The organism is Erwinia artemisiae (assembly GCF_051400835.1).
Classification (GTDB): domain Bacteria; phylum Pseudomonadota; class Gammaproteobacteria; order Enterobacterales; family Enterobacteriaceae; genus Erwinia; species Erwinia aeris.
On record NZ_JBLFFM010000004.1, the window covers coordinates 112,606 to 133,866 of the forward strand.

19 protein-coding genes are annotated in these 21,261 nt (G+C 55.7%); 13 read left to right on the forward strand and 6 right to left on the reverse strand.

All coding sequences use genetic code 11. The annotated features are described in order from the left end of the window. The first annotated feature begins 5 nt into the window (after positions 1-5). The gene (gene hisP / locus ACMGEE_RS11170) at positions 6-776 is read left to right on the forward strand and encodes a histidine ABC transporter ATP-binding protein HisP (RefSeq protein ID WP_394149445.1); all 771 of its coding nucleotides are present in this window, start codon (positions 6-8) and stop codon (positions 774-776) included. A 5-nt stretch (positions 777-781) separates the two neighbouring features. Here hisP and ACMGEE_RS11175 read toward each other — a convergent pair whose 3' ends face one another. Next, positions 782-1,675 (reverse strand): TIGR01777 family oxidoreductase, encoded by an 894-nt coding sequence (locus tag ACMGEE_RS11175; RefSeq protein WP_253459749.1) that lies wholly within the window; start codon positions 1,673-1,675, stop codon positions 782-784. Positions 1,676-1,838: 163 nt separating this feature from the next. Here ACMGEE_RS11175 and yfcF point away from each other — a divergent pair, with 163 nt between their 5' ends. Beyond that, positions 1,839-2,486 (forward strand): glutathione transferase, encoded by a 648-nt coding sequence (gene yfcF, locus ACMGEE_RS11180; protein ID WP_253459752.1) that lies wholly within the window; start codon positions 1,839-1,841, stop codon positions 2,484-2,486. A 92-nt stretch (positions 2,487-2,578) separates the two neighbouring features. After that, positions 2,579-3,097, forward strand: a complete 519-nt coding sequence (yfcD, locus tag ACMGEE_RS11185) for an NUDIX hydrolase YfcD (RefSeq protein ID WP_125288264.1) — start codon at positions 2,579-2,581, stop codon at positions 3,095-3,097. Positions 3,098-3,136: 39 nt separating this feature from the next. Here the strand turns inward: yfcD and ACMGEE_RS11190 are convergent, their stop codons facing one another. From ACMGEE_RS11190 to ackA, 3 genes are all read right to left on the reverse strand, one after another. Continuing rightward, positions 3,137-4,135 carry an APC family permease gene (locus ACMGEE_RS11190; RefSeq protein WP_253459757.1) on the reverse strand — a complete coding sequence of 333 codons (999 nt, stop codon included), beginning with the start codon at positions 4,133-4,135 and terminating at the stop codon, positions 3,137-3,139. 289 nt (positions 4,136-4,424) lie between these two features. After that, complete coding sequence (pta, locus tag ACMGEE_RS11195) at positions 4,425-6,569, reverse strand: phosphate acetyltransferase (RefSeq protein ID WP_253459759.1); 2,145 nt, start codon at positions 6,567-6,569, stop codon at positions 4,425-4,427. Between the two features lie 122 nt (positions 6,570-6,691). After that, positions 6,692-7,894 carry an acetate kinase gene (gene ackA / locus ACMGEE_RS11200; protein ID WP_253459762.1) on the reverse strand — a complete coding sequence of 401 codons (1,203 nt, stop codon included), beginning with the start codon at positions 7,892-7,894 and terminating at the stop codon, positions 6,692-6,694. A 332-nt stretch (positions 7,895-8,226) separates the two neighbouring features. On the opposite strand from ackA, the gene yfbV reads away from it, so the two are divergent. From yfbV to ACMGEE_RS11220, 4 genes are all read left to right on the forward strand, one after another. Continuing rightward, positions 8,227-8,679, forward strand: coding sequence for a terminus macrodomain insulation protein YfbV (yfbV, locus tag ACMGEE_RS11205; RefSeq protein WP_253459766.1), 453 nt, complete (start codon positions 8,227-8,229; stop codon positions 8,677-8,679). 140 nt (positions 8,680-8,819) lie between these two features. Further along, positions 8,820-9,314 (forward strand): YfbU family protein, encoded by a 495-nt coding sequence (locus ACMGEE_RS11210; RefSeq protein WP_301251980.1) that lies wholly within the window; start codon positions 8,820-8,822, stop codon positions 9,312-9,314. A 13-nt stretch (positions 9,315-9,327) separates the two neighbouring features. Next, a complete protein-coding gene (locus ACMGEE_RS11215) occupies positions 9,328-9,987 on the forward strand; it encodes a sugar phosphatase (RefSeq protein ID WP_253459770.1) in 660 nt (219 codons plus the stop codon). A gap of 78 nt (positions 9,988-10,065) precedes the next feature. After that, positions 10,066-11,895 (forward strand): SLC13 family permease, encoded by a 1,830-nt coding sequence (locus ACMGEE_RS11220; protein WP_436830043.1) that lies wholly within the window; start codon positions 10,066-10,068, stop codon positions 11,893-11,895. Positions 11,896-11,901: 6 nt separating this feature from the next. Here the strand turns inward: ACMGEE_RS11220 and yfbR are convergent, their stop codons facing one another. Together yfbR and ACMGEE_RS11230 are read right to left on the reverse strand one after the other, a co-directional pair. After that, positions 11,902-12,498: a 5'-deoxynucleotidase gene (yfbR, locus tag ACMGEE_RS11225; protein ID WP_253459774.1), complete on the reverse strand. Its 597-nt coding sequence runs from the start codon at positions 12,496-12,498 to the stop codon at positions 11,902-11,904. A gap of 105 nt (positions 12,499-12,603) precedes the next feature. Beyond that, a complete protein-coding gene (locus ACMGEE_RS11230) occupies positions 12,604-13,818 on the reverse strand; it encodes a pyridoxal phosphate-dependent aminotransferase (RefSeq protein WP_253459776.1) in 1,215 nt (404 codons plus the stop codon). 957 nt (positions 13,819-14,775) lie between these two features. Here ACMGEE_RS11230 and lrhA point away from each other — a divergent pair. From lrhA to nuoF, 6 genes are all read left to right on the forward strand, one after another. Then, the gene (gene lrhA / locus ACMGEE_RS11235) at positions 14,776-15,702 is read left to right on the forward strand and encodes a transcriptional regulator LrhA (protein ID WP_125288256.1); all 927 of its coding nucleotides are present in this window, start codon (positions 14,776-14,778) and stop codon (positions 15,700-15,702) included. A gap of 660 nt (positions 15,703-16,362) precedes the next feature. Beyond that, positions 16,363-16,800, forward strand: a complete 438-nt coding sequence (locus ACMGEE_RS11240) for an NADH-quinone oxidoreductase subunit A (RefSeq protein WP_253459778.1) — start codon at positions 16,363-16,365, stop codon at positions 16,798-16,800. 15 nt (positions 16,801-16,815) lie between these two features. Next, positions 16,816-17,490, forward strand: a complete 675-nt coding sequence (locus ACMGEE_RS11245) for a NuoB/complex I 20 kDa subunit family protein (protein WP_125288254.1) — start codon at positions 16,816-16,818, stop codon at positions 17,488-17,490. Between the two features lie 109 nt (positions 17,491-17,599). After that, positions 17,600-19,399, forward strand: coding sequence for an NADH-quinone oxidoreductase subunit C/D (gene nuoC, locus ACMGEE_RS11250; RefSeq protein WP_253459780.1), 1,800 nt, complete (start codon positions 17,600-17,602; stop codon positions 19,397-19,399). A 2-nt stretch (positions 19,400-19,401) separates the two neighbouring features. After that, the gene (gene nuoE / locus ACMGEE_RS11255; RefSeq protein ID WP_253459782.1) at positions 19,402-19,917 is read left to right on the forward strand and encodes an NADH-quinone oxidoreductase subunit NuoE; all 516 of its coding nucleotides are present in this window, start codon (positions 19,402-19,404) and stop codon (positions 19,915-19,917) included. 2 nt (positions 19,918-19,919) lie between these two features. Next, positions 19,920-21,260 (forward strand): NADH-quinone oxidoreductase subunit NuoF, encoded by a 1,341-nt coding sequence (gene nuoF, locus ACMGEE_RS11260; protein ID WP_370734465.1) that lies wholly within the window; start codon positions 19,920-19,922, stop codon positions 21,258-21,260. Position 21,261: the final 1 nt, after the last annotated feature.

Below are 21,261 nucleotides of genomic sequence, written 5' to 3' on the forward strand. Positions count from 1 at the left end.
GACCTATGTCCAATAAACTAAACGTCACCGAGCTGCATAAACGCTATGGCGATCATGAAGTGCTGAAGGGCGTCTCGCTTCAGGCAAAGGCGGGCGATGTCATCACCATTATTGGCTCTTCCGGCTCGGGGAAAAGTACCTTTTTGCGCTGCATTAACTTTCTGGAGAAGCCGAGCGAAGGCTCTATTGCCGTTAATAATCAGCTGATTAATCTGGTGCGCGACACCGACGGCCAGCTAAAAGTCGCCAATAAAGAGCAGCTGCGGGCGCTGCGCACCAGCCTGACGATGGTGTTCCAGCACTTTAACCTCTGGAGCCATCTGACGGTGCTGCAAAACGTGATGGAGGCGCCCATCCAGGTGCTGGGCCTGAGCAAGGCCGACGCGCAGTCGCGGGCCATTCGCTATCTGGATAAGGTCGGCATCGACGAGCGCGCGCGGGCAAAATATCCGGTGCATCTCTCCGGCGGCCAGCAGCAGCGCGTTTCCATTGCCCGCGCGTTGGCAATGGAGCCGGAAGTGCTGCTGTTTGATGAACCAACCTCGGCGCTCGATCCGGAGCTGGTGGGCGAAGTTCTGCGGATTATGCAAAAGCTGGCGGAAGAGGGCAAAACCATGGTGGTAGTGACGCACGAAATGGAATTTGCCCGCCACGTCTCCAGCCACGTGATTTTTTTACATCAGGGCCGGATAGAAGAGCAGGGGCCGCCGGAGGTGCTGTTTAACCATCCGCAAAGTCCGCGGCTGCAGCAGTTTTTAGCGGGCGCATTGAAATAGGGCCGTTACACCACGTCCGCCAGCGCTTCGTCCAGCTGATACCAGCGAAAGCTGAAGCCTGACGCTTCCAGCCGCTTCGGCAACACGTGCTGACCACCCAGCACCAGCACCGCGGATTCGCCCATCATCAGCTTAATCGCGCTGGCGGGCGTGCGCATAAAGGCTGGTCGGTGCAGCGCATGACCCAGCATGGCGGCGAACTGCTCGTTGCGTACCGCGTAGGGCGAAACCATATTGAACGGCCCGCGCAGATCCGGGTTATCCAGCAGCCACAGGATCGCGTTCAGCATATCGTCCAGGTGGATCCACGGCATATATTGCTGTCCGCTGCCAAGGGGGCCGCCGATGCCTAGTTTGAAGGGCAGCTTCATTTTGCTCAGCGCGCCGCCGGTTTTAGCCAGCACGACGCCGGTACGCAGCAGGCAAACCCGTGTTCTGTCGCTGTCGGCCGCCATCGCCAGCGCTTCCCAGTGCGCGCACAGCTTATGGGTAAATTCCGCATGGCCGGGATCGTCTTCAGTGATCACCACATCGCCGGTATCGCCGTAAAACCCCGTTGCCGAACCGGAGATAAAAACTTTCGGCGGGGTCGTACTGGCATTGATCAGCGTGGCCAGCTTTTCGGTCATCTGCCAGCGGCTTTCACAAAGATGCTGCTTTTGCTGTTCGGTCCAGCGCTTGTCGGCGATAGGCTCGCCGGCCAGGTTGATAACGGCATCCACGCCGTCAAGGTTACGCTGCTGATCCAGCCCGGACCACAGGCTAACCTTTTCCCCCAGTTTCTGCCGTGCGCTGACGACGTCGCGCGTGACCACGCTCACGCTGTCGCCCCGGGACAGAAGACGAGGGATCAGATGGCTGCCGATCAGACCGGTGCCGCCCGTGAGTAAAATGTGCATTTTTTTCTCCTCAAAGGGTGTCGTCAATGCCATAAGCTTAGGCGAAGTTGACGGGAAAGCGCGACGCGCGTCGGCAAAGTAACCGACGCCGGTCAGGAGAGATTGCCTTCTGTTAAAAAAATGGGTAAACAGGTTGCAGACGCCGCCTGATAAGGAACCGAGGATGAATTATCCCAACGTTGTTTTGTGGTCAGATGCCTGTTTTTTTAGTCCCTATGTGATGTCTGTTTTTGTGGCGCTCAGCGAAAAGGGAGTGCCTTTTTCAGTAAAGCGTGTCGATCTGGCCAGCGACCAGCACCTTGAGGCGGGCTATGGCGCGCTGTCGCTGACGCGCCGCGTGCCCACTTTGCAACTTGATGATTTTATGCTTTCTGAATCCTCCGCCATCGCCGAATATCTGGAGGAGCGCTTTCCTGCGCCGGAGTTTGAACGGCTTTATCCGCAGGGCCGGGAAAAGCGCGCCAGGGCCAGAGAGATCCAGGCCTGGCTGCGCAGTGATTTTCTGCCGCTTCGCCAGGAGCGCCCCACGGAAGTTCTGTTTGCTGGCGAAACCTTTGCGCCGCTGTCGACGGCGGCGCAGCGCTCCGCTAATAAACTGATAAGCGCCGTTGAAAAGCTGCTGCCGTCGGGCCAGCAGAATCTTTTTGGCGAGTGGTCGATAGCGGATACGGATTTAGCGATAATGATTAACAGGCTGGCGCTGCATGGCGACAGCGTACCGGCGCGCGTGGCGGATTACGCTCATTTTCAGTGGCAGCGGGCGTCGGTGCAGCTTTGGCTGTCTGAATCTTCTAAAGATACCGCAGAATGACACAGCGGGATCAGTATCTTAAGGCGACCCGTGGCAGACTGCGCGGGCAGGCATCAACGAGCGCGAAGGCGCCAGAAAAGTAAGGGTTGGGGATGGTGGAGCAAGACAGCGGCACGGAGTGGGTGGATATCGTTAACGAAGATAACGAGGTAATCGCGAAGTCCAGCCGGGCGCAGATGCGGGCGCAATGTTTACGTCATCGCGCCACCTATATCGTGGTGCATAACGGCGCAGGCAAGATCCTGGTGCAGCGCCGGACGCAGAACAAAGACTTTATGCCGGGAATGCTGGATGCAACCGCTGGCGGCGTAGTGCAAAGCGGCGAAGAGATGCTGGAGTCGGCGCGTCGGGAAGCAGAAGAAGAGCTGGGCATTGCCGCTGTGCCTTTTGCGGAGCATGGTCTGTTCTATTATGAAGACCAGCACTGTCGCGTGTGGGGAGGCCTGTTTAGCTGCGTGTCTCACGGCCCGTTCGCGATGCAGGAAGAAGAGGTCGAAGAGATATTCTGGATGACGCCGGAAGAGATCACTGGCCGCTGCGACGAGTTTACGGATGATTCGCTGAAAGCGCTGTCGCTGTGGCTGAGCCGCAACGGCGAGCAGAATCGCTAAAAAAAAAGGCCGCATAAGCGGCCTTTTTAGCACTGGTGATTAGCGAGTTTCGCGTACGGCCAGGCGGGGCTGTGTTTTACGACCCAGCATACCCATCCAACCTGCGATCGCGGCTTCCACCAGCAGCGTGATCAGGGCGATCCAGCTGGCTTTTGCCGTAGCGGCGGCGGCTTGCTCACCGGCTTCACGGGCTTTCTGCTCCGCTTGTTTTTTCAGTTCCTGATATTTCTGGTAAGCCTGCTCGTAGCTCTGTTGCGTCTGAGCAACGATCTGATCGACTTCCTGATCGCTCTTACCAGTACGGGCTTTAACGATGTTTTTCAGCGCGTCAACGTCGGCAGCCTGAAGGGTAGCCTGGTTACGCTGCACGACACCTGAGAACCAGCTGGCTAAATCGGTATCGGCATTCTGCTGATCTTTGGCAGTGTCCTCAGCCTGATTTTGCGCGGTATCGGCTTCTTTATTAGCGTCCTGCTGCAGTTTTTCCGGCTGCAATTCTGGCTTGCCGGTCTGACGCAGCGTGGTTTCCAGCTCGTTTTGCAGATTGTTCAGGTCAATATTGTTTTCCTGCAGTTTCTGCTTAATGTTCTGGCCTACAGAAGGCGCTACGCTGGAAATACCGTTGCCCAGCATGTTGAAGCCGGAGCCGATCACGCTGGCAGTACCGCTAACGGCGCTGCTAAGCACAATAGCGAACAGCCACACGCAAACCAGCGTGTTCACGGCCCACATCAGTAATCCGTGCAGCGCGCCTTCACGCTGTGCCAGGCGGCCGGTGATATAGGCGCCCGCACCGACAGAGATCAGCATGCTCAGCCCTGTCCAGATAGTGGCGCCCGTGCCCAGGCCTTCAAGCGGATTTTGTTCTTTTAACGGATCGATCGTGGTCGCGCCAATTGCCGTACCCAGAATGGTTAGCAGCAAATAAATAACCACGGAAAGGATCACGCCTGCGAAAATAGCGCTCCATGAAATACGCTTTAGCGGAATGCCGCTATTTACTTCATTGTAAACCGGATGAACTTGGTGATCGCTCATGAGAGAACTCCCTTGCCTGATATAGGTGTTGTTCCTGAAGACATTATTATCAAAAAGACTCTGTCTCTTGCCATGATAAGCCTGGCACCGGAACCTGGATTCTACCAGGAATAATTTTATTCAGAATTTTTATTTTTTATATCAGAGGGTTGTGTGTTTATTCTTTGCGTAAAAATGAATGTTTCAGGACGGGCGCAAATACCGGGGGTAATGTTATTTCGCCAGGATGACTTTTTTATTTCCGAAAAAAAAAGCGGACCTTTCGATCCGCTTCAATTTAAAGTGCGTATTAACCTTCGGCCTGTTTCGCCTGAATGGCGGTCAGGGCGATAGTATAAACAATATCGTCTACTAACGCGCCGCGCGACAGATCGTTAACCGGCTTGCGCATACCCTGCAGCATCGGCCCGATGGAAATAAGATCGGCAGAGCGCTGTACGGCTTTATAGGTGGTGTTACCGGTATTCAGATCCGGGAAGATAAACACGGTGGCGCGACCGGCGACCGGTGAATCCGGCGCTTTGGATTTGGCGACGTCGGCCATAATCGCAGCGTCGTACTGCAACGGGCCGTCGATCACCAGATCCGGGCGTTTCTCTTTGGCGATGCGCGTAGCCTCGCGCACTTTTTCCACGTCGCTGCCCGCGCCGGAGTTGCCGGTCGAGTAGGAGATCATCGCCACGCGCGGCTCAATGCCGAAAGCGGTAGCGGAATCGGCGGACTGGATGGCGATTTCAGCCAGCTGCTCCGGATTCGGATCCGGATTGATGGCGCAGTCGCCATACACCAGCACCTGCTCCGGCAGCAGCATAAAGAACACCGAAGAGACCAGCGAACTGCCCGGCGCGGTTTTAATCAGCTGTAACGGCGGACGAATGGTGTTGGCCGTGGTGTGCACCGCGCCGGAAACCAGACCGTCCACTTCGCTGCTTTCCAGCATCATGGTGCCCAGCATCACGTTGTCTTCCAGCTGCTCCTGCGCCACAACCTCGGTCATACCTTTGTTTTTACGCAGCTCCACCAGGCGAGGCACATAGTTTTCCCGCACCTGCTGTGGATCGACGATTTCGATGCCTTTCCCCAGCTCGACGCCCTGGGCTGCGGCTACGCGCTGGATCTCATCCGGATTGCCCAGCAGCACGCAGGTAGCGATGCCGCGTTCGGCACAGATAGCGGCCGCTTTAACGGTGCGCGGCTCGTCGCCTTCCGGCAGAACGATGCGCTTGCGGGCATGGCGGGCCAGCTCGGTCAGCTGATAGCGGAAGGCCGGCGGCGACAGGCGGCGGCTGCGCTCGGAGGCGGCGGTCAGCGAGTCAATCCAGTCGGCGCTGATATGGCTGGCCACGTATTCCTGCACCCGCTCAACGCGTTGGGTATCGTCGCTGGGCACTTCCAGGTTAAAGCTTTGCAGGCTCAGCGAGGTCTGCCAGGTATTGGTTTTCACCATAAACACCGGCAGGCCGGTCGCGAAGGCGCGTTCGCACAGGCGCTGGATAGGCGCATCGATCTGATAGCCGCCGGTCAGCAGGATAGCGCCGATCTCCACGCCGTTCATTGCCGCCAGGCAGGCAGCCACCAGCACGTCAGGACGGTCGGCGGAGGTCACCAGCAGCGAGCCGGGACGAAAATGCTCCAGCATATGCGGCAGGCTGCGGGCGCAGAACGTCACCGACTTCACGCGGCGCGTGGCAATATCGCCTTCGTTAATAATCTGCGCATTAAGATGGTGGCACATATCGATAGCGCGGGTAGCTATCAGATCGAAGCTCCACGGCACGCAGCCCAGCACCGGCAGCGGACTGTTGACGGCCAGCTGCTGCGGATCGATATTGGCAATGCTGGCCTTGGTGGAGTCATCAAAAATTTCGGAAAGGTCGGGACGGGTACGGCCCTGTTCATCAACAGGCGCGTTCAGCTTATTAACGATCACGCCCGTGATATTTTTATTTTTGCTGCCGCCGAAACTGCTGCGCGTCAGCTTGATACGCTCCTGTAGCGCTTCCGGCGAATCGTTGCCGGGCGACATCACAAAAACGATCTCCGCGTTCAGCGTTTTGGCGATCTCATAGTTCAGCGCCGTAGCGAACTGATGCTTGCGCGTCGGCACCAGGCCTTCCACCAGCACCACTTCTGCATCTTTGGTGTTCTCGTGGTAGCGCGCGATGATCTCTTCCATCAGCACGTCCTGCTGATTAGCGCCGAGCAGCGATTCCACGCGGCTCATCTGCAGCGGTTCGGCTGCCGGAATCGCGGAGTTTTTACGGATAATCAGCGTGGTCTGGTCAAGCGAATCGCCGCCGGTACGCGGCTGGGCGATAGGTTTAAACACGCTGAGACGGACGCCTTTACGCTCCATCGCGCGGATAACGCCAAGGCTGACGCTGGTAAGACCGACGCTGGTGCCGGTAGGGATGAGCATTATGGTACGAGACAAGGTAAACCTCTCATAATTAGACCCGTTATGCCGATGCTTTAGCGATAACTGCCGGAAAAACAGCGGCGGTGGGTTTCCTGATGTCTGAAACAGCACCGTCAGCCTGAGCTGACGGTGTGCACTTAAGCGGTTAAGCGGCTGGCGTCCTGCGCAATCACCAGCTCTTCGTTAGTCGGGATGACAATAGCAGGTCGGGTGCCTTCTTTATTGATAAAACCCGCTTTGCCGAAGCGAGCGGCCAGATTACGCTCATGATCGGGTTCAAAACCGAGCAGCGCCAGTTTTTTCAGCGTCAGCTCGCGCACCATTGCGGCGTTTTCGCCAATGCCGCCGGTAAAGATAACCGCGTCCAGCCGGCCTTCCATCAGCGCCGTATAGGAACCGATGTATTTGGCAAGGCGATGGCAATAAACGTCCATCGCGCGCTTAGCATCTTCTTTGGTGGTGTAGTTCTCTTCCACGTAGCGGCAGTCGCTGGTCACGCCGGTCAGGCCAAGCAGCCCGGACTCTTTGGTCAGCATTTTGTTGATGGCGTCAACGCTCATCCCCAGCGTGTCGTGCAGGAAAAACACAATCGCCGGATCGATATCGCCGGAGCGGGTGCCCATGACCAGGCCTTCCAGCGGCGTCAGGCCCATAGAGGTGTCCACGCACTCGCCGTTACGAATTGCGCTGACGGAACCGCCGTTGCCCAGATGACAGGTAATGATGTTCAGTTCATGCAGCGGCTTGTTAAGCGCTTTGGCCGCTTCGTGCGTGACGTAGTAGTGGCTGGTACCGTGAGCGCCGTAGCGGCGCACGCCGTGTTCCTTATATAAATGATAAGGCAGGGCATACAGGTAAGACTCTTCCGGCATGCTCTGATGAAACGCGGTATCGAACACCGCCACGTTTTTATCGGAAAGATGCGGAAAGTTTTTCATCGCTTCATCGATACCGATCAGGTGCGCCGGATTATGCAACGGCGCAAAAGAAGAGGCGTCTTTAATACCCTGAACAACGTCCTGGTCAATCACCACGGACTGGGTCAGCTTTTCGCCGCCGTGCACGATACGGTGACCTATTGCAGTAATTTGTGCAGACAGCGCTGGTTTTTGTGCCAGAATAGTTTTAACGATAAAGTTAAGAGCTTCACTGTGAGCTGCGCCAGCGCCCAGGGCCGCTTCCTGTTTTTCGCCTTCCAGTTTCCACTTGATGCGCGCTTCGGGCAGGTGGAAACATTCGGCTAAACCGGAAAGATATTCGTCGCCGTTTGCGGGATCAAGAATGGCGAATTTTAACGAAGAGCTACCGCAGTTCAAAACCAGAACTAACTTACTCGACATGGTAGGTCCTATTGGTTGAGGGTGGCGAAAAAAAACTCAATCAGACTATCAGCGTAGCGCATGAAAGCTGGTACATTATGATGAACATCATGCTGTCGGCATAATTTGTCCGAAAGCAAAAAAATTTCATAAAAACCCAAAGATTTTTTGAATTTGTGCGGGCCGACCCGTGTGAGCTCAGCAGAATCGCAGCAAGCATGTAACAGCCATTCAACAATCGCGCACAGGATAACCAGAGTGCCTTGTAAAGACAAAATTTTTTGAAGGCTGTAAGGTAAAGTTGTTACGTGGTATTTTTTGTTTAATTTTTATCCGTGAAGTTGAGGTCAACCATGGCAAATGAATCCGGCACTGTCGGTTGGGTCAAGCTGTTTCAGAACGGGCAGCATTATATGAAGACGTGGCCAGCCGACAAGCGTCTTGCCCCTCTGTTTCCGGAAAACAGAGTCACCACGGCGACGCGATTCGGCATCCGTTTTATGCCGCCGCTGGCCGTCTTCGCCATGACCTGGCAGATCGCGTTGGGGGGCCAGCTTGGGCCTGCCGTCGCCACCGCGCTGTTCGCCTGTAGCCTGCCGATGCAGGGCCTGTGGTGGCTGGGCAAACGTTCCGCCACGCCGCTGCCACCCACGCTGCTTAGCTGGTTTCATGAAGTGCGCGAAAAACTTCAGGCCGCTGGCCAGGCGCTGGCGCCTGTTGAAGGCAAACCTACTTACCAGGCTCTCGCCGACGTGCTGAAGCGCGCTTTCGGTCAGCTGGACAAAACTTTCCTCGACGATCTCTGAGTTCTACGGTTTTCGCCGCTGCGGCGGCGAAAAACTGCCCTGCATCAAAGAAGTAGCGGTTTGCTGTGCCTCGCCACAGCGCGTTATGCGATCCTTGCGCCATCCTTTCATTTTGTCCACCGTGACACCAGGAGTTGATGATGGAAATGAGCCATGCGCAGCGTTTAATCCTTTCTAACCAGTACAAGCTGATGAGCCTGTTGGATCCCGATAATCTTGAGCGCTATCGTCGTCTGCAAACGATCGTCGAACGCGGCTATGGCCTGCAAATGCGCGAGCTGGATCGCGAATTCGGCGAGCTGCCGGAATCCGTCTGCCGTACGCTGATTGATATTATGGAGATGCACCACGCGCTGCATGTGTCCTGGACAAATCTGAAAGATCCCGGCGAAATCGAAGCGCGTCGCCTGCAGTTTTTAGGCTTCGACGCCGCTACCGAGGCGCGATTCCTTGGCTACGTGCGGTTTATGGTACAGATTGAAGGCCGCTATACTCAGTTTGATGCGGGCAGCCACGGCTTTAACGCCCAGACGCCGATGTGGGAAAAGTATCAACGGATGCTGGCCGTATGGCACACTTGCCCAAGGCAGTATCATCTGAGCGCGAACGAGATCGCGCAAATCATCAACGCCTGAGAAGGAACATGTAGTGAAGTGTAAAGGTTTTCTGTTTGATTTGGACGGCACGCTGGTGGACTCTCTCCCGGTAGTCGAACGCGCCTGGGTAAACTGGGCCTCGCGGCACAACATCGCAGCGGATGAGGTGCTGAATTTTATCCACGGCAAGCAGGCTATCACCTCACTGCGTCATTTTATGGCCGGCGCGTCTGAAGAGGCCATCCAGCAGGAGTTTCTGGCGCTGGAAAAAACCGAAGCGGAAGATACTGACGGCATCGTAGCTTTACCGGGCGCGCAGGAACTGCTCGCCACGCTTAACGAGCTGCATATTCCGTGGGCTATCGTTACGTCCGGCTCTGTTCCCGTTGCTTCTGCCCGGCGTAAGGCGGCTGGCCTGCCGGAACCGGAGGTATTCGTCACCGCTGAACGCGTGCAAAACGGTAAGCCGGCACCGGATGCCTATTTACTGGGCGCCCAGCTGCTGGAGCTGGAGCCAGAAGAGTGCGTGGTAGTGGAAGACGCCGCTGCGGGTATCCTTTCCGGCCTCGCGGCGGGCAGCCATGTGATTGCCGTCAACGCCCCTGCCGGTTCACCTCGTCTGGAAGAGGTCGCCATGCAGCTCAGCTCGCTGGAGGAGCTGATCATCAATAAAAACGGTGACGGCACCATCGACGTGCATCGAAAGCACTAACTTATGATTTAGCCCCGCATCCGCGGGGCTTTTTTATGGCATCCTCCCGACAGTTTTGCTCATAAGCGGGAAGCGGATGTGAATAACGAGCTTATCTGGGTGCTGAGCCTGCTGGCAATGGCGATCGCGCTGTTTGTCAGCGGCAAGGTACGTATGGATGTTGTGGCGCTGCTGGTGATTATCGCCTTTGTGCTTAGCGGCACGCTGACCTTGCAGGAAGCCACGATGGGCTTCAGCGACGCTAACGTGCTGCTGATCGCGGCGCTGTTTGTGATCGGTGAAGGGCTGGTTCGTACCGGCGTGGCGCTGAGAATGGGCGACTGGCTGATGAAAATGGCGGGCAGCAGCGAAGCGAAAATGCTGGCTTTGCTGATGCTGACCGTAGCCGGTCTGGGCGCGTTTATGAGCTCTACCGGCGTGGTGGCGATTTTTATCCCGGTAGTGATGAGCGTCTCGGCGAAGATGAACCGTTCGCCGGGCAGGCTGATGATGCCACTGAGCTTCGCGGGGCTGATCAGCGGCATGCTGACGCTGGTCGCGACGGCGCCCAATCTGGTGATCAACAGCGAGCTGGTGCGGGAAGGGCTGGCGGGTTTCGGCTTCTTCGACGTCACGCCGATCGGGCTGGTCGCGCTGCTGCTGGGTATCGGCTATATGCTTGTCGCGCGTTTCTGGCTGGGCGCGGCGGAAAACAAACAGGCCAGAAAAGGACAGGAACGCACTTTCCGCGATCTGATCAGGGATTACAGGCTGAGCGGCAGAGCGCGCCGCCTGGCCGTGCACCCCGGTTCGCCGCTGATTGGCGAGCCGCTGGACGATTTACGGTTGCGCGAGCGCTACGGCATTAACGTGGTTGGGCTGGAGCGCTGGCGCAAATTCCGGCGGGTGATGGTGCCGGTGACCGGCATGACGCAGTTTCGCGCCCGCGACGTGCTGCTGATCGATATGTCCGCCGCCGATATCGATATCCGCGAATTTTGCAGCGAATACCGGCTGGAACCGATGATCCTGCGCGGCGAATACTTTTCCGATCGGGCGCAGGATGTCGGCATGGCGGAAGTGCTGATTTTTCCCGATTCCGAACTGCAGGGCAAAACGCTGCGGGAAAGCTCGTTCCGTACGCGTTACGGCGTGAGCGTGATCGGCATCCGCCGTCGCGGCGAGGTACTGGAAGGCTTACTGAGCGATCTGCCGCTGGAGCTGGGGGACTGTTTGCTGGTGATCGGCGACTGGAAAAAAATCACTCAGCTGCAGCTACAAAAGCGGGACGTGCTGCTGCTCAGCCTGCCTGCTGAGGTTAAAGACGTCGCGCCCGCCAGCAGCCAGGCGCCGCACGCCATTTTTTGCCTGGCGCTGATGGTTGCCATGATGCTTACCAAGGAAATCCCCAATCCCATAGCGGCGCTCATTGCCTGTTTGCTGATGGGTAAATTTCGCTGCATCGATATGGAAAGCGCCTACCGGGCGATCCACTGGCCGAGCATTATTTTAATTGTGGGCATGATGCCGTTTGCGCTGGCGCTGCAAAAAACCGGGGGAATAACGCTGATTGTCGATGGATTGATGGATCTGGCCGGCGGCTATACGCCGCACGTCATGCTGACCTGCCTGTTTGTTCTGTGCGCGACTATCGGTCTGTTTATCTCTAATACCGCCACGGCGGTGCTGATGGCGCCGGTCGGCGTCGCCGCAGCGCATCAAATGGGCGTTTCGCCTTATCCTTTCGCCATGATTGTCGCGGTAGCGGCTTCCAGCGCCTTTATGACGCCGGTTTCCAGTCCGGTCAACACGCTGGTGCTGGGGCCGGGCGGCTATCGCTTCAGCGATTTTGTCAAAACGGGCGTGCCTTTTACGCTGCTGATTATGGTGGTCAGCGTGCTGCTGGTGCCGCTGCTCTTCCCGTTTTAATCGCGGCTATAGCGATTGCTGGCTGATTTCATCCAGCGACAGGCTGAAGCTCGGCACGAAGACCTCTACAAAATAGTCCATTTCCGGGCTGCGCCGTTGAGTCAGGGTCTTTTCCAGCCGGGCTTTCGCCAGCTGAAACTCATGGTTACCGGCGGCCAGCTCTTCCAGACATTTCAGGTAGGCGCAGAGCGCATCAGCCTGCTTGACGATAGCCGTCTCGTCTTCGCTGCGCTGCTGCTCGTCCAGCAGCGGTCGCCAGGCATCCTGCAGCTCGTCGGGCAGCATCTCGACCAGCTTCTGCTGCGCTATCTTTTCAATCTTCTTATATTCGTTGGCGATCTGCGCGTTGTAATACTTTACCGGCGTTGGCAAATCGCCCGTCAGGACTTCGCTGGCGTCGTGGTACATCGCCATCAGCGCGATCCGTTCCGCGTTAAGGTTGCCGTTGAATTTTTTATTTTTAATCACCGCCAGCGCATGGGCCACCATCGCCACCTGCAGGCTGTGTTCGGAAACGTTTTCCGTGCGCACGTTGCGCATCAGCGGCCAGCGGTTGATGAGTTTAAGACGGGAGAGATGGGCGAAAAAATGACTTTGATTCATCGGACGGTTTCCTGTGCCTGAAGACCAGAGCGGTAAGTATTCCGCTCTGGCATCACGGTAGTTTACAGAATGCAGCGATATTGGCCGATCCGGTTCGGTATCAGACTACTGGCGATAGCCTTCCAGGAAACGGCCGAACTTGCTGATAGCCATTTCAAGATCGTTTACGTGGGGAAGGGTGACGATGCGCACATGATCCGGCCATGGCCAGTTAAAGGCGCTGCCTTGCACCAGCAGCACTTTTTCCTGCAGCAGGAAATCCAGCACCATTTTCTGATCGTCATGGAGATTGAATTTTTTGGCATCGATTTTCGGGAACATATAAAGCGCGCCGTCCGGCTTGACGCAGCTGACGCCCGGAATATCGTTGATCAGTTCCCAGGCGCGCTGGCGCTGTTCATACAGCCTGCCGCCCGGCACGATAAACTCGCTGATGCTCTGGTAGCCGCCCAGCGCGGTCTGAATGGCGTGCTGCGCAGGCACGTTAGCGCACAGGCGCATTGAGGCCAGCATTTCCAGCCCTTCAATGTAGCCTTTGGCATGTTTTTTCGGCCCGTTCAGCACCATCCAGCCCTGGCGGAACCCCGCCACGCGGTAGGTTTTTGACAGGCCGTTAAAGGTAATGGTTAACAGATCCGGCGCCAGCGCGGCGATAGAGTGGTGCTGAGCGGCGTCATAAAGGATTTTGTCGTAGATTTCATCGGCAAAAATGATCAAATTATGCTGTCTGGCCAGCTCCACGACTTCCAGCAGCAGCTCCTTGCTGTAAACTGCGCCGGTTGGGTTATTTGGGTTAATAATCACGATACCGCGCGTGCGCGGAGTGATTTTACTGCGAATGTCGTCCAGGTCCGGGAACCAGCCAGCCGACTCGTCACAAAGGTAGTGCACCGCTTTACCGCTGGAAAGCGAAACGGCGGCCGTCCATAGCGGATAATCGGGCGCCGGTACCAGCATCTCATCGCCGCTGTTCAGCAATGCCTGCATCGATTGCACGATCAGTTCGGAAACGCCGTTGCCGATATAAACGTCCTCGACGGTGATTTCGCGCAGGCCGCGAGCCTGATAGTGCTGCACGATAGCTTTACGCGCCGAATAGAGACCTTTAGAGTCGCAGTAACCCTGCGCGCTCGGCAGGTTGCGAATAACATCGACCAGGATTTCGTCAGGGGCTTCAAAACCAAAAGGCGCAGGATTGCCAATATTGAGCTTGAGGACTTTATTGCCTTCTTCTTCAAGGCGTCTGGCTTCTTTTAATACCGGGCCTCGGATGTCATAACAAACGTTATCGAGCTTGCTGGATTTATCAATTGGGGTCATTTCATTCGCCTTTGGCTGAGCCGCATTCCTGCCGTGGAAAAGTAAACCCGCACAATGTACTCCTCTCGCCAGCGCTTTTGAAGCCCGATAGCGGGTTTGCCCGGCGCGCCTGCGCGTTGTCTGAACGGCACAGCAGCAAAGCCCGTTCAGGTTCGACGCTTTTTCCAGGAGAAGGTTTAATAAAACTTACGCCTGCATTGGGTGCAGGAGCGTGTAAAAAAGCCCGTTTTTTTGCAAGCAAGAAGGCCATTTTTGTAACGATTAGGTAAAATAAGATGCATTGACACCGCATGAAACTATTCAGCTTTGCTTAACTGGCTGGTCAGTGGTTGCCCATCACCGCAGCAACAGGCGACGGTGACAAAAAGCGACAGAACCTTAACGGGAGAGCAGTCGTTGCTGATATATTGTTACTAATTGATAAATTTTTATGGTGCAAAGCGAGCAGAAGGTGCGATCCACAATAAAAAATTATTTTACTGATAAGAATAATCGGATTTGGGCTTAAAAAGTAATCGACAGTATGTCAGGATATCCTTCAGGAAAAAGGACGTATGACGAGCCTGTTTCCGGAACAATATTTAGCGCGTTTTATCGCCAATAATGTTAAGCTTTGTTTATTATTATTCCACTGTGACTACAGTGTTCTGGCTGTTTGATTTTTTATGGTTGTCTTACACTAACAGCGCCGGGCTAATCCAGCGGGCGGCTGGACGGTAACAGGGTGTGGCGGCAGGTAACCTGACGCACGCTGAAGTACCAAACGTATAAATCTGTCAGCGGCCTTGCAACGGCATCAGTCGGGCATATTGGGCCGCTGGGATAACGCGTTTGTGATTAAGGCAATGACGAGCCAACGGGTCGCATTGCCTACGGTTGTCTCTCTATCTTATTGATAAAGCAGATAATAACACCAGGATAGTAGTATCTTAAAAATCTTATAAAAGTGAAGAAAACATGACCAGTGCAAATCGTCCAATTCTTAATCTCGATCTCGATCTGCTCAGAACGTTTGTGGCCGTCGCCGATCTGAATACTTTTGCCGCTGCCGCGGCGGCAGTATGCCGTACGCAGTCTGCTGTCAGCCAGCAGATGCAGCGTCTGGAGCAGCTGGTAGGGAAAGAGCTGTTCGCCCGGCATGGCCGTAATAAGCTGCTGACCGAGCACGGTATTCAGCTGCTGGGCTACGCCAGAAAAATCCTGCGCTTTAACGATGAAGCCTGCACCTCGCTGATGTACAGCAATATCCAGGGCGTGCTGACTATCGGCGCTTCTGACGATACGTCAGACACCATTCTGCCTTTCCTGCTCAACCGCGTGACCTCGGTTTATCCGAAGCTGGCTATCGATGTTCGCGTCAAGCGTAATCCATTTATGATGGAAATGCTGAACCAGGGAGAAGTAGACCTGGTGGTAACCACTTCCAGCCCGATGAACTTTACCTGGCAGGTCCTGCGTACTTCGCCCACGCTCTGGTACTGTGCGGCCGATTACGTGTTCCAGCGCGGAGAAGCAATTCCTCTGGTGCTGCTGGACGAGCCAAGCCCTTATCGTGATATGGCTATTGATCACCTTAACGAAGCGGGTATCCCGTGGCGCATCTCTTATGTGGCCTCTACGCTGGCTGCCGTCCGCGCCGCCGTTAAAGCGGGTCTGGGCGTGACCGCTCGTCCGGTAGAGATGATGAGCCCGGAACTCCGCGTGATGGGTGCAGCCGAAGGGTTGCCGATGCTGCCGGATACGGAATACCTGCTGTGCCGCAATCCGGAAAGCGACAACGAACTGGCGCTGGCTATTTTCAACGCCATGGAGTCGAGCAACGATCCCTACAATCTGACCGCTACGGGTCAGGATCGCTCCGCTTTTGCAGATGAAGACGAGTGATAATTCGGTTTCTCTAACATCCTGATTAATATTCACAAAAATTAGCAGAGTTGTCTAAAAAAGCCTTTCGAAACGGTTAGTGTTTCGGAGGGCTTTTTTTATGCCTTAATTTCCTTTCTCCCGCGTTTTTCTCCTGGTCTTTTTTATGCTGGTGTTTTAAAAAGCGCCAACGCCGTTTGTTGACCTTATCCGGCATCGTGAAAAAATTAAAAATCAAATTGAATTGATTTTGCTCACTTCTGCCTGGCTATTTTTTTCTCATAAAGACTAAAACCGTGTGCTGGATCAAAAAAATAACCCTTGTAAGGGGAAGGAAATGCAGGCAATTCCTGCCAGAATAGCCTGTGTTAAAACCGCGATCCGTGCAGGGAAATACCCGCTACACTTTAGTGCAGGGTCGGTCACTGACACGATTTAGCGCAATCTTTGCGCATCAAATGTTAAATAAATGCTACTTGTGTAAAATAACCTACGGATACTTTTATGAAAGTTGACAGAAGGTTATATAAAGGAGTAAAAAACCCCATAAAATTGCTGCTTAATCAACAAAGACAGCATAGTTTATCTGGTTTTTTATTTTTTCCCGTGAATCGAGGCTTCAGCCAACTGCCGTGCATGAGAGCAGCCCCCTGACGCCCTTTATTGAGTTAAGCAGAGTGTATGTCAACAACCACTGAAGTCGTCGCTCATCATTGGGCGTTTGCCGTATTTCTGATCGTCTCCATCGGTCTGTGCTGTGCAATGTTAGCCGGAGCGTGGTTTCTGGGCGGAAAAGCACGCGGAAGATACACAAATACCCCTTTTGAGTCCGGCGCCGCGCCGGTCGGCACCGCCAAGATGCGCATGTCCGCCAAGTTCTACCTGGTCGCCATGTTCTTCGTCATTTTCGACGTGGAAGCGCTCTATCTGTATGCATGGTCGACCGCCATCCGCGAAAGCGGCTGGATCGGCTTTATCGAAGCCACCATCTTTATTTTGGTACTGCTTGCCGGACTGGTTTATCTGGTGCGGATCCGCGCGCTGGACTGGGCACCCCCACCTCGCCGTGTGGTAGCCAAAACCACTACCGTTTCGCATTCCCATCGTCACACGCAGTAAAAGCGAGGCATAACAATGGATTATACGCTAACCCGCGCAGACCCGAACGGCGATAACGATCGCTACCCGCTGCAGAAGCAGGAGATCGTCACCGACCCGCTGGAAAAGCACGTTCATCAAAGCGTTTATATGGGCAAGCTCGAACATGCTCTGCACGATATGGTGAACTGGGGACGTAAAAACTCTCTGTGGCCGTTTAACTTCGGCCTTTCCTGTTGTTACGTAGAGATGACAACTTCCTTTACCTCCGTGCACGACGTGGCGCGATTTGGTTCCGAAGTTATCCGCGCCTCGCCTCGTCAGGCCGACTTCATGGTAGTAGCCGGTACGCCTTTCACCAAAATGGCACCGGTTATTCAGCGTCTTTACGACCAGATGCTGGAGCCCAAGTGGGTGATTTCGATGGGCGCCTGCGCTAACTCGGGCGGCATGTACGATATCTATTCCGTGGTGCAGGGCGTGGATAAATTCCTGCCGGTTGACGTTTATATTCCCGGCTGTCCGCCACGCCCCGAAGCCTATATGCAGGCTCTGCTGCTGCTCCAGGAATCGATCGGCAAAGAGCGTCGTCCGCTTTCCTGGGTGGTCGGCGATCAGGGCGTTTATCGAGCCAACATGCAGTCCGAACGTGAAAGGAAGCAGGGCGAACGCATTGCGGTCACCAACTTGCGCACCCCGGACGAAATTTAAGAGTTAATGAACAAGGCCCAAACAGCACGCAGAAAAAAATAATACGCGGGCGGCCTGTTCTGACGCCAATACTGAGTGCCTGTCGACAGGCCCACATGGTGAACGACCTATGACAGATTTAACCACGCAAGATCTCGCTCAGCCAGAATGGCAAACCCGGGATCACCTGGATGATCCGGTGATCGGCGAATTGCGTAACCGTTTTGGGCCAGATGCCTTTACCGTTCAGCCAACCCGCACCGGCATTCCGGTGGTCTGGGTAAGACGCGAACAATTATTGGAAATTGTAGAGTTTCTGCGCAAGCTGCCGAAGCCTTACGTCATGCTGTACGATCTGCACGGTATGGACGAACGCCTGCGCACGCATCGCGACGGACTGCCAGCGGCGGATTTTTCCGTTTTCTATCACCTGCTGTCCATTGAGCGCAATCGCGACATTATGCTCAAGGTGGCGCTGTCCGAAAACGATTTGCATGTACCTACCATCACCAAAATTTTCGCCAACGCCAACTGGTACGAGCGCGAAACCTGGGAGATGTTCGGTATTACGTTTGACGGCCATCCGCACCTGACGCGCATCATGATGCCGCAAACCTGGGAAGGTCATCCGCTGCGTAAAGATTACCCGGCGCGCGCTACCGAATTCGATCCCTTCGAGCTGACCAAGCAGAAAGAAGATCTGGAAATGGAGGCGATGACCTTCAAACCGGAAGAGTGGGGCATGAAGCGCGGCACCGCCAACGAGGACTTTATGTTCCTCAACCTGGGCCCTAACCATCCTTCGGCGCACGGTGCTTTCCGCATTATTTTGCAGCTGGACGGCGAAGAGATTGTCGACTGCGTGCCGGATATCGGCTACCACCATCGTGGCGCGGAGAAGATGGGCGAGCGCCAGTCCTGGCACAGCTATATCCCCTATACCGACCGCATTGAATATCTTGGCGGCTGCGTAAACGAGATGCCTTACGTGCTGGCGGTAGAAAAGCTGGCGGGCATTAAAGTGCCTGAGCGCGTTGACGTGATCCGCGTGATGCTTTCCGAACTGTTCCGTATCAACAGCCACCTTCTCTATATTTCTACTTTTATTCAGGACGTCGGGGCGATGTCACCGGTGTTCTTTGCCTTTACCGACCGCCAGAAAATTTATGACGTGGTGGAAGCTATTACCGGCTTCCGTATGCATCCGGCGTGGTTCCGCATCGGCGGCGTGGCGCACGATCTGCCGAAGGGCTGGGATCGTCTGCTGCGCGAATTCCTTGACTGGATGCCGAAGCGCCTGAAGGCCTACGAACAGACGGCGCTGAAAAACTCCGTGCTGATTGGCCGCGCCAAAGGCGTATCCGCCTACAACATGGAAGAGGCGCTGGCATGGGGCACCACGGGCGCGGGCCTGCGCGCAACCGGTCTGGACTTCGACGTGCGCAAATGGCGTCCTTACTCCGGCTACGAAAACTTTGATTTTGAAGTGCCGATTGGTGACGGCATCAGCTGCGCCTACACCCGCGTTATGCTGAAAATGGAAGAGATGCGGCAGAGTATGCGCATCCTGGAACAGTGCCTGAAAAACATGCCGGAAGGGCCGTTTAAAGCCGATCATCCGCTGACCACGCCGCCGCCGAAAGAGCGCACGCTGCAGCATATTGAAACGCTGATCACCCACTTCCTGCAGGTTTCGTGGGGTCCGGTGATGCCGGCCAACGAGTCTTTCCAGATGATTGAAGCTACCAAAGGGATCAACAGCTATTATCTGACCAGCGACGGCAGCACCATGAGCTACCGCACCCGCGTGCGCACGCCTAGCTTCCCGCATCTGCAGCAGATCCCTTCCGTCATCAACGGCAGCCTGGTATCCGATCTGATCGTTTACCTCGGCAGTATTGATTTTGTTATGTCAGACGTGGACCGCTAATTATGCACGATCAAAGAATTGCGATCGAAACGATCGAGCCTTCAGATGCTTTCGTCCTGAGTGCGACAGAGCATGATGCGATAGAACAGGAAAAGCACCATTACGAAGATGCGCGGGCGGCGTCGATTGAAGCGCTGAAAATCGTGCAGAAACAGCGTGGCTGGGTGCCGGATGGCGCTATCAAAGCCATTGCCGACGTGCTGGGCATTCCGGCCAGCGACGTAGAGGGCGTAGCCACGTTTTACAGCCAGATCTTCCGCCAGCCGGTTGGCCGCCATGTGATCCGCTACTGCGACAGCGTGGTGTGCCATATCACCGGCTATCAGGGTATTCAGGCAGCGCTGGAAGCCAGCCTGAACATCAAGCCGGGCCAGACCACGCCGGACGGCCGCTTTACGCTGCTGCCGACCTGCTGCCTGGGCAACTGCGACAAAGGCCCGACGATGATGGTGGATGAGGACACGCATGTGCATCTCACGCCGGAAAACGTCGTCACGTTACTGGAGCAGTATCAATGACCATTAAAGAGATTGTTCGTACTGCAGAGACGCACCCGCTGACCTGGCGTATGCGCGACGACAAGCAGGCGGTGTTCCTCGATGAATATCGCAGCAAAAACGGCTATGCCGGGGCGGAAAAAGCGCTGAAGGGCATGGCGCCTGACGAAATCGTGGCGCTGGTAAAAGATTCCGGCCTGAAAGGGCGCGGCGGCGCAGGTTTCTCCACGGGACTGAAGTGGAGCCTGATGCCGAAAGACGAATCCATGAACATTCGTTACCTGCTGTGTAACGCCGATGAGATGGAGCCGGGCACCTATAAAGACCGTCTGCTGATGGAGCAAATGCCGCACCAGCTGGTGGAAGGGATGCTGATTAGCGCCTTCGCGCTGAAAGCGTATCGCGGCTACATCTTCCTGCGCGGCGAATATATTGAAGCTGCCGTCAACCTGCGTCGCGCCATCGCGGAAGCGACCGAAGCGGGCTATCTCGGCAAAAACATTCTGGGCACCGGCTTTGATTTCGAGCTGATCGTGCATACCGGCGCGGGCCGCTATATCTGCGGTGAAGAAACCGCGCTGATCAACTCGCTGGAAGGCCGCCGCGCTAACCCGCGCTCCAAGCCGCCTTTCCCTGCTTCGGCAGGCGTCTGGGGCAAGCCGACCTGCGTCAATAACGTGGAAACGCTGTCCAATGTGCCGGCAATCCTCGCCAACGGCGTCGACTGGTACAAGAACATCTCTAAGAGCGACGATACCGGCACCAAGATGATGGGCTTTTCCGGCCGGGTGAAAAACCCTGGCGTCTGGGAGCTGCCTTTCGGCACCACGGCGCGCGAAATTCTGGAAGAGTACGCGGGCGGCATGCGCGATGGCCTGAAGTTTAAAGCCTGGCAGCCGGGCGGCGCGGGCACCGACTTCCTGACCGAATCGCATCTGGATCTGCCGATGGAGTTCGCCAGCATTGGCAAAGCGGGCAGCCGTCTGGGCACCGCGCTGGCGATGGCGGTCGACCACGAAATCAATATGGTATCGCTGGTGCGCAACCTGGAAGAGTTTTTTGCTCGCGAGTCGTGCGGCTGGTGTACACCGTGCCGCGACGGCCTGCCGTGGAGCGTAAAAATCCTGCGCGCGCTGGAGCGGAAAGAAGGCCAGCCGGGCGATATCGAAACCCTGCTGCAGCTTTGCCGCCAGCTTGGGCCGGGCAAAACTTTCTGTGCGCACGCGCCGGGCGCGGTAGAGCCGCTGCAGAGCGCCATCAAGTATTTCCGTGAAGAATTTGAAGCCGGCATGGCGCCGCAGGTTTACAGCAACGCGCACGCGATCGCCGGTATCCAGGCGAACCTGTTGAAGGCGCGCTGGTAAA

Bases quoted from the DNA above. Each gene is read 5' to 3' on its own strand.
- hisP (WP_394149445.1), top strand. From the start codon at position 6: ATGTCCAATAAACTAAACGTCACCGAGCTGCATAAACGCTATGGCGAT.
- ACMGEE_RS11175 (WP_253459749.1), bottom strand. From the start codon at position 1,675: ATGCACATTTTACTCACGGGCGGCACCGGTCTGATCGGCAGCCATCTG.
- yfcF (WP_253459752.1), top strand. From the start codon at position 1,839: ATGAATTATCCCAACGTTGTTTTGTGGTCAGATGCCTGTTTTTTTAGT.
- yfcD (WP_125288264.1), top strand. From the start codon at position 2,579: ATGGTGGAGCAAGACAGCGGCACGGAGTGGGTGGATATCGTTAACGAA.
- ACMGEE_RS11190 (WP_253459757.1), bottom strand. From the start codon at position 4,135: ATGAGCGATCACCAAGTTCATCCGGTTTACAATGAAGTAAATAGCGGC.
- ackA (WP_253459762.1), bottom strand. From the start codon at position 7,894: ATGTCGAGTAAGTTAGTTCTGGTTTTGAACTGCGGTAGCTCTTCGTTA.
- yfbV (WP_253459766.1), top strand. From the start codon at position 8,227: ATGGCAAATGAATCCGGCACTGTCGGTTGGGTCAAGCTGTTTCAGAAC.
- ACMGEE_RS11210 (WP_301251980.1), top strand. From the start codon at position 8,820: ATGGAAATGAGCCATGCGCAGCGTTTAATCCTTTCTAACCAGTACAAG.
- yfbR (WP_253459774.1), bottom strand. From the start codon at position 12,498: ATGAATCAAAGTCATTTTTTCGCCCATCTCTCCCGTCTTAAACTCATC.
- ACMGEE_RS11230 (WP_253459776.1), bottom strand. From the start codon at position 13,818: ATGACCCCAATTGATAAATCCAGCAAGCTCGATAACGTTTGTTATGAC.
- lrhA (WP_125288256.1), top strand. From the start codon at position 14,776: ATGACCAGTGCAAATCGTCCAATTCTTAATCTCGATCTCGATCTGCTC.
- ACMGEE_RS11240 (WP_253459778.1), top strand. From the start codon at position 16,363: ATGTCAACAACCACTGAAGTCGTCGCTCATCATTGGGCGTTTGCCGTA.
- ACMGEE_RS11245 (WP_125288254.1), top strand. From the start codon at position 16,816: ATGGATTATACGCTAACCCGCGCAGACCCGAACGGCGATAACGATCGC.
- nuoC (WP_253459780.1), top strand. From the start codon at position 17,600: ATGACAGATTTAACCACGCAAGATCTCGCTCAGCCAGAATGGCAAACC.
- nuoE (WP_253459782.1), top strand. From the start codon at position 19,402: ATGCACGATCAAAGAATTGCGATCGAAACGATCGAGCCTTCAGATGCT.